This is a genomic window from Streptomyces sp. MCA2 (assembly GCF_023544705.1).
GTDB classification, from domain to species: Bacteria; Actinomycetota; Actinomycetes; order Streptomycetales; family Streptomycetaceae; genus Streptomyces; species Streptomyces decoyicus.
This window is the reverse complement of the sequence record NZ_JAMJFM010000098.1, coordinates 1-12,074: the sequence shown is the minus strand read 5'-3', so window position 1 is coordinate 12,074 and position 12,074 is coordinate 1. Positions and strand designations below refer to the sequence as shown.

Annotated in this window: 10 protein-coding genes and 1 pseudogene; 8 read left to right on the top strand and 3 right to left on the bottom strand. The window is 73.3% G+C overall.

The features are described from left to right. The 3 genes from M8I34_RS40535 to M8I34_RS40525 form a co-directional block, all read right to left on the bottom strand. On the bottom strand, positions 1–895 hold an 895-nt coding region (locus M8I34_RS40535; RefSeq protein WP_250058081.1), incomplete at its 3' end, for an aminoglycoside phosphotransferase family protein. A 49-nt stretch (positions 896–944) separates the two neighbouring features. After that, positions 945–1,463 carry a ferritin-like domain-containing protein gene (locus tag M8I34_RS40530; RefSeq protein WP_244418466.1) on the bottom strand — a complete coding sequence of 173 codons (519 nt, stop codon included), beginning with the start codon at positions 1,461–1,463 and terminating at the stop codon, positions 945–947. A gap of 49 nt (positions 1,464–1,512) precedes the next feature. Beyond that, entirely contained in the window at positions 1,513–2,061 is a 549-nt protein-coding gene (locus M8I34_RS40525; RefSeq protein WP_250058080.1) for a hypothetical protein, read from the bottom strand. 160 nt (positions 2,062–2,221) lie between these two features. Between M8I34_RS40525 and rimP the strand changes: the two genes are divergently transcribed. The 8 genes and pseudogenes from rimP to M8I34_RS40485 form a co-directional block, all read left to right on the top strand. Next, on the top strand, positions 2,222–2,752 hold the full coding sequence (rimP, locus tag M8I34_RS40520) for a ribosome maturation factor RimP (protein WP_250058079.1): 531 nt from the start codon (positions 2,222–2,224) through the stop codon (positions 2,750–2,752). Between the two features lie 2 nt (positions 2,753–2,754). Beyond that, positions 2,755–3,747, top strand: a complete 993-nt coding sequence (nusA, locus tag M8I34_RS40515) for a transcription termination factor NusA (RefSeq protein WP_030080300.1) — start codon at positions 2,755–2,757, stop codon at positions 3,745–3,747. A gap of 135 nt (positions 3,748–3,882) precedes the next feature. Next, positions 3,883–4,179 carry a YlxR family protein gene (locus tag M8I34_RS40510; protein WP_244418463.1) on the top strand — a complete coding sequence of 99 codons (297 nt, stop codon included), beginning with the start codon at positions 3,883–3,885 and terminating at the stop codon, positions 4,177–4,179. Between the two features lie 164 nt (positions 4,180–4,343). Continuing rightward, positions 4,344–7,487, top strand: coding sequence for a translation initiation factor IF-2 (infB, locus tag M8I34_RS41785; RefSeq protein ID WP_250058078.1), 3,144 nt, complete (start codon positions 4,344–4,346; stop codon positions 7,485–7,487). A 197-nt stretch (positions 7,488–7,684) separates the two neighbouring features. Further along, entirely contained in the window at positions 7,685–7,978 is a 294-nt protein-coding gene (locus M8I34_RS40500; RefSeq protein WP_030991978.1) for a DUF503 domain-containing protein, read from the top strand. A 65-nt stretch (positions 7,979–8,043) separates the two neighbouring features. Beyond that, positions 8,044–8,496, top strand: a complete 453-nt coding sequence (gene rbfA / locus M8I34_RS40495; protein ID WP_030080309.1) for a 30S ribosome-binding factor RbfA — start codon at positions 8,044–8,046, stop codon at positions 8,494–8,496. Beyond that, positions 8,493–9,476 carry a tRNA pseudouridine(55) synthase TruB gene (gene truB / locus M8I34_RS40490; RefSeq protein WP_250058077.1) on the top strand — a complete coding sequence of 328 codons (984 nt, stop codon included), beginning with the start codon at positions 8,493–8,495 and terminating at the stop codon, positions 9,474–9,476. Before rbfA ends, truB begins: the two co-directional genes overlap by 4 nt. A 302-nt stretch (positions 9,477–9,778) precedes the next feature. Next, positions 9,779–12,074, top strand: a pseudogene (locus M8I34_RS40485) (hypothetical protein); the annotation flags it as partial.

Below are 12,074 nucleotides of genomic sequence, written 5' to 3'. Positions count from 1 at the left end.
ACTCCAGCAGCAGCTCGCCGCGCTGCCGCTCGCCCACCGCCACCTCCCGCACGCCGGTGTCGACCGCCCGGTAGAGCGTCCAGTCGCGCAGCCGGTCCCGGTCCACTTCCAGGGAATCGGCCAGCTTGGCCACCCGGCGGCGGGCCGCGGCGGCCGCGCCCGACCCGGCCATCAGATCCTCGAACCGGTCCAGCACCAGCGCCGCCAGGTCGTACGCCCGCTCGCCGACCACCGGCGACGGGCCGACCGCCAGCCAGGGCGACCGCTCACCGGCCAGCACCTTGCCCTGCCGGAACGTGCCGTGCAGCAGGAACTGCTCGTCGGACCCCTCCGCCAGGGCGCGCCGCAGCTCCAGCGCCTGGTCCACCAGCGGCCCGGCCGCCGGGGCCAGCGCCCCGGCCGTCCGCAGCGCCTCCACGGCCTCCTCGGTACGCCCGGACAGCGTCTCGAAGGCATGCCCGGCACCCTGCGCCACCCACAGCCGCCGCACCGTACCGGCCGCCTCCAGCAACGCCTTGGCCTCCGGCAGCGACCGCAGCGACACCGCGCCCTGGAGCCGCTCCAGCAGCAGCGCACCGCTCGTGTCGTCGGCCCGCAGCAGCCGCACCGCGCCCCAGCCGTCCCATGCCTCCAGCGCCGCCCCTTCGTGCGCGGACACCCGCCCGGGCACCGGGAACTTGAGCGCCGCCGGCGTCCCGTCCTGCTGCCGTACGAGGGCGAGCAGACTGCTGCGGCCACCGGGGGCGTGCACCCGCTCCAGCGTCAGATCCCAGGCGTCCAGCCGCTGCTGAACCAGCGTCGGCAGCGCGTCGAGCCACTTGCGCACGGGACTTTCCGGATCGCCGCTCAGCGAACTCACCAACCGCTGCGGCGGTTCGATGGGTGCCGTTGCCATGCTTGAGCTGTCCCCTTCCTGGGGCCGTGACCGCACCGCGGCCGGTCGTTCAGAGCGCGCCGGCGGAGGCGCTCGCGGCGCCGGTCGGTGCGGCGGCCGCGGCCCGCTCCACGAGCCCAGGGAAGGCTACGCCGCTGCCGCGCCAGCGCACCGCCCGCACCGCCGCCTCGCGCAGCGCGGCCGCCGCCTCCGTGCGCCGGGCCCTGCCGCCGGACCGTACGAGATCCGCGTAGACGGCGGCCAGCCGGTCCTCCAGCTCCGCCGCCAGCCGGGCCGCGGCGGCCGCGTCCGGGACCGGGAAGGGCAGCTCGTAGGCGGCGGCCGCGGCCCGCGGCGTACCGCCCAGGTCGCGCACCTCGCGGCGCAGCGCATCCCGGCGCGCACGATGCCCGTCGTACGCCGCCTGGGCCTCCTTGCGCCGGTCGTCGGCGATCCGGCCGCCGACCACGCCGTAGCCGTAGACCGCCGCATGCTCGGCGGCCAGCGCCGCCTGCACGGCCGTCAGCTCGTCGTGCCCGCTGTCCTCGTCCTCGCGCCTGTTCCTGCCGTGAACCGCTGTGGCCCTCATGCGCACGCCCCTTCGCCGTTCCCTGTCCGCTGCCGTGCTGCCGTGCCCGTCATCCGGCCGGCTCCGCCAGCAGATACGCATGGGCCGCTCCGGCCGCCGCGACCGAGGCGAGCAGCCGGGCCAACTGCGGGGGCGCGGCGGTCAGTGCCTTGGTGCGGACATCGGCGAGCTTGCGCTCCGCCTCGGCGAGGGCCGCGCGTGCGCCCTTCTCGTCCTGGGGAACCTGGGGGTCGGACGGGCGCCGGGAGCCGTGCGGCGACGCACCGGAAGCGGGCACACCGGCGTCGCGCGCCGGTCCGTCGGAGGCGCCGCCGCCGGGCGAGGGTGCGGCCCCTTCGTCACTGAACGCCTCGGCGTGCCGGGCGACTTCGGAGCGCAGCGGGCGCAGCCGCGACTCCAGCGCCGGATGCGCGGCCAGCGTCGCGTCATAGCGCGCCAGCAGGGTCGTACTGTCGCGGGCGGAGCGCTCGCGCAGCCGGTCGGCGGCGGAGGAGTGTTCGGCCCGGTCGGGGCCGGGCTCCTCGGAGCAGCCCGTGAGCAGCGCCATGCCCCCGAGGGCGGCGCCGGCCAGCAGGGTCCTTCTGCGCGTGAGCGCCACTTTCGGCACGTTGCACTTCCCGGGGTCTTTCGTAGTGATCACCGCAGGCGAGAGTATCCGTGACCACCCACCGAATCGTCAGTACCCCGCCGGAACCGATAGGCTTTGACCCGACACGCGACCCACCCACAACAGCACACGCGGCCGAGGAGTCACCCGGATGAGCACCACCCAGAGCGAGAGGCTGCGCGGATTGCTTGAACCGCTCGTCGCCGCGCGAGACCTGGATCTGGAAGAGATCGAGGTGACACCGGCAGGCAAGCGGCGGGTGCTGAGGATCGTGGTCGATTCCGACGAGGGCGTCCAGCTGGACGAGTGTGCCGAGCTGAGCCGCGAGGCCTCCCAGGTCCTGGACGACTCCGATGCGATGGGCGGCGCCCCGTACACCCTTGAGGTGACCTCTCCCGGCGCCGACCGGCCGCTGACCGAGCTGCGGCACTACCGCCGCGCCGTCGGCCGCCTCATCAAGGCCCAACTCCACGAGGGCGGGGAGCTGGTGGCACGGATCATCGCGGTCGACGACGCGGGGCTGGACGTCGAGGTGCCGGGTGTCAAGGGCCGCAAGCCGACCGCCCGCCGCCTCTCCTTCGACGAGATCGCCAAGGCGCGTGTCGAGCTGGAGTTCAACCGCAAGGCCGACAAGTCGGACAAGCACGACGAGAAGATCGACGAGAACAAGGAGGAGGCGTAGCCGTGGATATCGACATGAGTGCCCTGCGGGGACTGGTGCGGGAGAAGGAGATCTCGTTCGACCTGCTGGTCGAGGCGATCGAGTCGGCCCTCCTCATTGCCTACCACCGCACCGAGGGCAGCCGCCGGCGGGCGCGGGTGGAGCTGGACCGCAACACCGGGCATGTGACGGTGTGGGCGAAGGAGGACCCGGAGGACCTGGAGGAGGGCGCCGAGCCCCGCGACTTCGACGACACCCCCTCCGGTTTCGGGCGGATCGCGGCGACGACCGCCAAGCAGGTCATCCTCCAGCGGCTGCGGGACGCCGAGGAGGAGATCACCTTCGGCGAGTTCGCCGGCCGTGAGGGCGATGTCATCACCGGTGTCGTCCAGCAGGGCAAGGACCCCAAGAACGTGCTGGTGGACATCGGCCCGATGGAGGCCATGCTGCCGGTGCAGGAGCAGGTCCCCGGCGAGGACTACGCGCACGGCACCCGGCTGCGCTCCTACGTCGTACGGGTGGCCAAGGGTGTCCGCGGCCCGTCCGTGACGCTGTCGCGCACCCACCCCAATCTGGTGAAGAAGCTCTTCGCCATGGAGGTCCCGGAGATCGCGGACGGCTCGGTGGAGATCTCCGCCATCGCCCGCGAGGCCGGCCACCGCACCAAGATCGCCGTACGGTCCACCCGCTCGGGCCTGAACGCCAAGGGTGCCTGCATCGGCCCGATGGGCGGCCGGGTGCGCGCCGTGATGGCCGAGCTGCACGGCGAGAAGATCGACATCGTGGACTGGTCGGACGACCCGGCCGAGCTGGTGGCGAACGCGCTGTCGCCGGCCAGGGTCAGCAAGGTCGAGGTCGTGGACCTGGCGGCGCGCTCCGCCCGGGTCACGGTCCCCGACTACCAGCTGTCGCTGGCCATCGGCAAGGAAGGGCAGAACGCCCGGCTCGCCGCCCGTCTCACGGGCTGGCGGATCGACATCCGCCCGGACACCGAGCAGGTCGCACCGCAGGACTGAGACCGTACAAAACGGACAGTGGCGCCGCGGCACCGGAAAATCGGTGGTGCTGCGGCGCTCCGCCCGGAATTCTGAGCAGCCGTTCCGCCTTTACCCCATCGGGGCCGGGTCGGCGCGGGGAGGTAGACTTAAGCAGTGTCTGGCCGGACGCATGCCCGCGCATGCCCTGAGCGCACCTGTCTGGGATGCCGGGAGCGAGCGGCCAAGGGCGATTTGCTGCGCATCGTGGAGAACGAGGGTGAGTGTGCCCCCGATCCTCGCGGTACGCTGCCCGGCCGGGGTGCTTACGTGCACCCGACACTGGTCTGCCTCGACCTGGCGGTTCGCCGCCGGGCGTTCAACCGGGCCTACCGGGCCCGGGGGCCGTTCGACACGACGGATCTCCGTCGGTTCCTCGAGCGGAAGCCCGTCGAGCAGCCGCCGTTGCACTAACGCACAGCAGCAAGAAACGCACAGCGCACGGAAAACCGTGCGGTCAGGTACCTCGCGAGTCGGAAGTAGGTCGAGATTGCGATGAGCACTCGATGAGTACGCGATGAGTACGCCCATGAAGTAGCGACGGTCCGGTGGACAAACCCGGACCTAGAAGGAGCGAAGTGGCTAAGGTCCGGGTATACGAACTCGCCAAGGAGTTCGGCGTTGAGAGCAAGGTCGTCATGGCCAAGCTCCAAGAACTTGGTGAATTCGTCCGTTCGGCGTCCTCGACGATCGAGGCGCCGGTTGTTCGCAAGTTGACCGACGCTTTCCAGGCAGGCAGCGGCAATGGCCGCGCCGCCGGTAAGCCCGCGGCGCCGCGCAAGTCGGCCCCCGCGAAGCCGTCCGCGCCGTCTCCGGCGCAGGCTGGGGCCACCTCCCCTGCCGCCAAGGCAGCGGGGGAACGTCCTGCTGCTCCGAAGCCGGGCGCCCCCAAGCCGGGCCCCGCGGCTCCGGCAGCCCCCGAGGCACCGAAGGCCCCCGAGGCCCCGGTGGCTCCCAAGAGCACTCCCGCCGCCGGCCCCACCCCGGGCCCGCGGCCCACGCCGGCCCCGAAGGCTCCGGCACCCAAGCCCGCTCCGGCCGCCCCCGCGCAGCCCGAGTTCCAGGCTCCGCCGTCCGCGCCGGCCGCTCCCGCCGCCGGTCAGTCGGCTCCCCGTCCCGGTGCCCCCGGTCCGCGTCCGGCCCGTCCGGCGTCCGGCCAGGGTGGTCAGGGCGGCCAGGGCCGCGGTAACGCTCCGCGCCCCGGTGGCGAGCGTCCGGCCCCGCGTCCCGGTGGCCGTCCGTCCGGCCCCCGTCCGGGCAACAACCCCTTCACGTCCGGTGGCTCCACGGGCATGGCCCGTCCGCAGGCCCCCCGTCCCGGTGGCGCCCCGCGTCCCGGTGGCCAGGGTGGTCCCGGCGGCCCGCGTCCGCAGGGCGGCGGCCAGGGTGCTCCCCGTCCGCAGGGCGGCCAGGGCGGCGCGCGTCCCACCCCCGGTGGCATGCCCCGTCCGCAGGGTGCGGCCCCCGGTGGCGCCCCGCGTCCCGGTGGTGGCGGCGGTAACCGCCCGAACCCGGGCATGATGCCGCAGCGTCCCGCTGCCGGCCCGCGTCCGGGCCCCGGCGGCGGTGGCGGCGGTCGCGGTCCCGGCGGTGCCGGTCGTCCCGGTGGCGGCGGCGGTCGTCCCGGTGGCGGCGGCGGCTTCGCCGGTCGTCCCGGTGGCGGTGGCGGCGGTCGTCCGGGTGGCGGCGGCGGTTTCGCCGGTCGTCCCGGTGGCGGCGGTCCCGGTGGTGGCGGCGGCTTCGGCGGTCGTCCCGGCTTCGCCGGCCGTCCCGGCGGTCCCGGTGGCCGTGGTGGCACGCAGGGTGCGTTCGGCCGTCCCGGCGGTCCGGCGCGTCGTGGCCGCAAGTCGAAGCGGCAGAGGCGTCAGGAGTACGAGGCCATGCAGGCCCCGTCGGTGGGCGGCATCATGCTGCCCCGTGGCAACGGTGCGACGGTTCGCCTGTCGCGCGGTGCCTCGCTGACGGACTTCGCCGAGAAGATCAACGCCAACCCGGCGTCGCTGGTCCAGGTCATGCTGAACCTGGGCGAGATGGTCACCGCGACCCAGTCGGTCACCGACGAGACCCTCCAGCTGCTCGCCGACGAGATGAACTACGTCGTCGAGATCGTCAGCCCGGAGGAGGAGGACCGCGAGCTTCTCGAGTCCTTCGACATCGACTTCGGTGAGAACGAGGGCGGCGAGGAAATGCTCGTCGCGCGTCCGCCGGTGGTGACCGTCATGGGTCACGTCGACCACGGTAAGACGCGACTGCTCGACGCGATCCGCAAGACGAACGTCATCGCGGGCGAGGCCGGCGGCATCACCCAGCACATCGGTGCCTACCAGGTCGCGACCGAGGTCAACGACGAAGAGCGTCGGATCACCTTCATCGACACCCCGGGTCACGAGGCGTTCACCGCCATGCGTGCCCGTGGTGCCAAGTCGACCGACATCGCGATCCTCGTGGTGGCGGCCAACGACGGTGTCATGCCGCAGACGATCGAGGCCCTGAACCACGCCAAGGCGGCCGACGTGCCGATCGTGGTCGCGGTCAACAAGATCGACGTCGAGGGTGCCGACCCGACCAAGGTGCGCGGTCAGCTCACCGAGTTCGGTCTGGTGGCCGAGGAGTACGGCGGCGACACCATGTTCGTCGACATCTCCGCTCGTGAGGGCCTGAACATCGAGCAGCTGCTCGAAGCCGTGGTCCTGACCGCGGACGCCTCGCTCGACCTGCGCGCCAACGCGGAGCAGGACGCGCAGGGCATCGCGATCGAGGCCCACCTCGACCGTGGCCGCGGCGCCGTGGCGACCGTCCTGGTCCAGCGCGGCACGCTGCGCGTCGGCGAGACGATGGTGGTCGGCGACGCGTACGGCCGAGTCCGGGCGATGCTCGACGACAAGGGCAACCACGTCGAGGAAGCGGGTCCGTCGACCCCCGTCCTGGTCCTGGGTCTGACCAACGTCCCGGGTGCCGGCGACAACTTCCTGGTGGTCGACGAGGACCGTACGGCCCGTCAGATCGCCGAGAAGCGCGCGGCGCGCGAGCGCAACGCCGCCTTCGCCAAGCGCACCCGCCGGGTGTCCCTCGAGGACCTCGACAAGGTGCTCAAGGCCGGCGAGGTGCAGCAGCTCAACCTCATCATCAAGGGCGACGCGTCCGGTTCGGTGGAGGCTCTCGAGTCCTCGCTGCTCCAGCTCGACGTCGGCGAAGAGGTCGACATCCGCGTGCTGCACCGCGGCGTCGGTGCGGTCACGGAGTCCGACATCAACCTGGCGTCCGGCTCCGACGCGATCGTCATCGGCTTCAACGTGCGCGCCGAAGGCCGTGCCACGCAGATGGCCGACCGCGAGGGCGTCGACGTCCGGTACTACTCGGTCATCTACCAGGCGATCGAGGAGATCGAGGCGGCCCTCAAGGGCATGCTCAAGCCGGAGTACGAGGAGGTCGAGCTCGGTACCGCGGAGATCCGCGAGATCTTCCGCTCGTCCAAGCTCGGCAACATCGCGGGTGTGCTCATCCGCTCCGGCGAGGTCAAGCGCAACACCAAGGCGCGCCTCATCCGCGACGGCAAGGTGGTCGCGGAGGACCTCAACATCCAGGGCCTGCGCCGCTTCAAGGACGACGTCACCGAGATCCGCGAAGGCTTCGAGGGCGGTATCAACCTCGGAAACTTCAACGACATCAAGATCGACGACGTCATCGCGACGTACGAGATGCGCGAGAAGCCGCGCGGCTGATCATGCGCGTGACTGCCCGCGTGTAGCACGGTCGCCGGAGGCGGCGGCCGGGCGACACGCGGGACCGGGGCCGGTCGGCGGAATATTTCCGTCGATCGGCCCCGGCCGTTCCGTGTACGGTTCCCATGAAACGAACGCCTCCCAGCTCACGCCGGGAGGTGCCCCCAAGGCCCCACGGGTGGCTTGACCCGTCTTGCATGTACGTAGGGACGCTGTCCTTCGACCTGCTTCTCGGCGACGTACGGTCGCTGAAGGAGAAGCGCTCCGTCGTCCGCCCGATCGTCGCCGAGCTGCACCGCAAATTCGCGGTGAGCGTCGCGGAGGTCGGGGACCAGGATCTGCACCGCAGGGCCACCATCGGCCTGGCGGTGGTCTCCGGGGACGCCGGGCATCTCACCGATGTCATGGACCGCTGCGAGCGCATGGTCGCCGCACGGCCCGAAGTGGAGCTGCTGTCGGTACACCGACAGCTGCACGGCGACGACGACTGACCCGGGGACCGGGCAGGCCGCCGCCGGTGGAAGCACAATTGTGGAAGAAAGAAGGAGACGGACCAGTGGCCGACAATGCGCGGGCGAAGAAGCTGGCGGACCTCATCCGGGAGGTGGTCGCCCAGAAGCTCCAGCGCGGTATCAAGGACCCGCGGCTCGGTTCGCACGTGACCATCACGGACACCCGGGTCACCGGCGACCTGCGGGAGGCTACGGTCTTCTACACGGTCTACGGCGATGACGAGGAGCGTGCGAGCGCCGCCGCCGGGCTGGAGAGCGCCAAGGGCATCCTGCGCTCCGCGGTCGGGGCCGCGGCGGGGACGAAGTTCACGCCCACCCTGGCCTTCGTGCCGGACGCCCTGCCGGAGAACGCCAAGACGATCGACGACCTGCTCGACAAGGCACGGGCTTCGGACGCCGCGGTGCGCGAGGTCTCCTCGGGCGCCCAGTACGCCGGCGAGGCCGACCCGTACCGCAAGCCGGGCGAGGACGACGACGAGGGCACCGCGGCAGAATGAAGCGTGAGAGCAATAAGCCCATCCAAAGGGGCGAGCGCGATGCGCTCTCCGGCAAGGGTGGTGGGGGGCGACGGGCGGGCCTTGTCATCGTCGACAAGCCGGCCGGCTTCACTTCGCACGACGTCGTGGCAAAGATGCGCGGTATGGCGCGCACCCGCCGGGTCGGGCACGCCGGCACGCTCGACCCGATGGCGACGGGCGTGCTCGTCCTGGGCATCGAGCGGGCCACCAAGCTGCTCGGCCATCTCGCGCTGACGGAGAAGGAGTACGTCGGCACGATCCGGCTCGGCCAGACGACGATCACCGATGACGCCGAGGGCGAGCTCACCGCGTCCAAGGCGGCGCACGGTCTCGCCCGCGAGGACATCGACGCGGGCGTCGGCCGGCTGTCCGGCGCGATCATGCAGGTCCCGTCGAAGGTCAGCGCCATCAAGATCAACGGCAAGCGGTCGTACTCGCGGGTGCGCGACGGCGAGGACGTGGAGATCCCGGCCCGGCCGGTCACCGTCTCCTCGTTCGTGGTGCACTCCGCGCACGAGACCGAGGCCGACGACGGCACCCCGGTGACCGATCTGCTGGTCTCCGTCGAGTGCTCGTCCGGTACGTACATCCGTGCCCTGGCCCGTGACCTGGGCGAGGGGCTCGGGGTCGGCGGCCATCTGACGGCGCTGCGCCGCACCCGCGTCGGCCCGTACAAGCTGGACCGGGCGCGCACGCTCGAACAGCTCCAGGCCGCCGTGGACGACACCGAGGGGGAGGGCCTGCCGGTCATGCCGCTCGGTGAGGCGGCCGCCGCGGCGTTCACCCGCTGGGACGTCGCCGAGGCGCAGGCCCGGCTGCTGCTCAACGGCGCGCGGATCCCGATGCCGCTGTTCGAGGGCCCCGGCCCGATCGCGGCGTTCGGACCGGACGGCCGGTTCCTCGCGCTGGTGGAGAACCAGGGCGGGAAGGCGAAGAGCCTGGCGGTGTTCGCGGTCTAGGGCCGGACCGCCTACGGGCGGTCGGGTCACCTGGCGCTCGGGGCCGGGTCCGGAGGCGTGCTGAAGCGCTCCGGGCCCGGCCTTTCGCATGGGCGTGCAGAGGCCTTTCGCAGGGCGTGCGGGGACCTCTGCTCCCGCCGCCTCTCTCCCTCCCTCACCGGCGCGGTCCGGCTATTCACTCATTCGGTGAGGCGCTCGAAGTGAAGCAAGGCGTGGAGGGGGGCGCGTTGGAACGGGTCCCTGTCGAGACGATCACCGCCTGCCTACCGTTCGGAGGACTGGACAGGGCGAGAGGACCGGCGATGGCACTGCTGGATGCCGATGTGGACGCGGCACTGGTGCGGATCCGTGATCTGGCAGGCCGGACGCGCGGTACGGGGTTCCTCGCGGACCACGAGGGCACCGTGATCACCAGCCACGAAGCGGTGGACGGGGCGACACAGCTGGTGCTCCAGCCCATGGCGGACGGCGCCGGCGGCGGCGCGGCCGGGGGCGGCGGCTGGACCTGCGTGGTGGCGGCCGACGCCCTCACGCCCCTTCCGGAGGCCGGGCTCGCCCTCGTACGGGCCGGGGGCTTCGGGCCGCACCGGCTCGCGCCGCTGCCGATCTCCGTCGGCCGGCCGGCCGCGGGCACCACCGCACGGCTCTGGGCGGGCGGCTGGCTCGACGGCACCGTCGTCGGGCCGGGCTCCGGGGTGATGTACACGGCCACCGAGCGCGTCCATCTCCTCGACGAAACGCTGGAGCTCGGACTGTGCGCCGGGGGCCGGGAGGCGCTGCGGCTGGGCGGCCCCGCGGTCGGCGGGCCGGTGCTGGACGCCCGGACGGGCGCCGTGCTCGGCGTCCTCGGCACCGCGCTGCATCCCCAGGCGCCCGGCCGTGCCCGACCGGGGGAGAGCGCGTTCGGACGCCGGGCGGGCGGCTTCGCGATTCCGCTGCGCGCGGTCGCCGAGGCCGCGCCCCAGGGCGCGCTGGCCGCGCTGCTGGAGCGCAACGCGGCGACCGTTCCGGCCTACGGCAGTGAATTGAATCCGGCCGGTGCGCGGCATCTCGCCGAGGTGTCGATGGGCTCCGCCGAGCGCCTGCGGCTGTGGCGGGAGCCCGTCGAACGGCCGGAGACCGTCGCGGAGTTCGCGCGCTTCGGGGAAGGCCACGAGAGCGCAGAGGTGCGCGTGCTGGCCCTGGTGGGGGAGCCGGGGACCGGACGGAGCACGGAGCTGGCCGGGCTCGCGGCACGCCGGGCACAGGGTCCAAAACCGGCTCCGACCGTCTGGCTGCGCGGCGCGGAGCTGCGGTCCGACGACGACGGGGTGCACACCGCGGTCGAGCGGGCGCTGCGGTCCGCCGCCCGGACCGTCGCCGGGGCGGGCCGTACGGCCGGTGACCCGGCGGACACCACCTCGCAGGGCGTGGCCCGGGCGGCGTCGGCGGCCGGGCGTCCGCTGCTGGTGCTGCTCGACGGGCCGGAGGAGATGCCGTCGGCCCTGGCGCGGCGGGAGCGGCTGGCCGGGTGGACCGAGGCGACGGCCGACTGGCTGCGTACGGCCGATGTGCGGCTGGTGATCGCCTGCCGCCCCGAGTACTGGGAGCGGGCCGGTGCGCTCTTCCCGCCCGGCCTGCTGCACCGGCCGTGCCGTCCGGCGCCCGCGCTGCCCGCCTGTGTGGAGCTCGGTGACCTCTCCGAGGAGGCGGCGGAGCGCGCCCGTTGCCGCTACGGCCTGCCGCCCGGCGCACCGGCCGCGGCGGACGCCCGCCACCCGCTGGCCCTGCGCCTGCTCGCGGAGGTCGGCGCGGCGCTCCCCAAGGGGGACGAGGCCGGACGGGGGGACGATGCGGGCGGCCTCGGCGCGCCCGACCGTCATCAGATCTTCGACGCCTACCTGGACCTGGTGTGTCTGCGCATCGCCGTACGGCTCGCGGCCGCGCACCGCCCCGCGCTGCGCGGCACCGCCGTGCGCCGGCTGGCCGCCCAGGTCGCCGGCCAGGTGCACGAGGCGGCCCGCCGGGCTCTCGGCCCCGGGCCGGGCGCGCTGGACCGTACGTCCTTCGAGGCTGTCTTCCCGCGGGAGCCCGGCTGGGCCTCCGCGGTGCTGGCCGAGGGGCTGCTGGTCCCGGCCGGGTCCGGATACCGCTTCGCGCACGAGGAGTTCGCGGAGTGGTTGCAGGGCGCCCATGTGGACCTCGATCTGCTCCCCACGCCCGGACACCGTGCCGGGCCGGCTGTCCAGGCGCTGCTGCTGCTCGGACGGCGCGAGGGCGCGGTGCAACTGACCTTCCGGCTGGCGGAGTTGGTGCCGATGGCCACCGCCCCCGCCGCCGGCGCACCCGCCCCGGGGGCCGTGGACGGCCGCTGGTGGGCCACTCATCTGCTGTCCGGCGTGCTGCTCCGGGTCCCCGACGCGAGGCCGTACACGGGCGTCCTGCGGCTGCTCGCCGACCGGATCACGGAACGGTCCCTGCGGGCGGGCGGCTTCGTGCACACGGGCCTGGAGGCCTTCGGGCCGTGGTTCTGGGAGCGGCTGGCACTGTCCGACGAGGACCGGATGGATCTGCTGCGCCGTTTGCTGCCGGCCGATGGGCCACCGGCGGGGGCGGGGC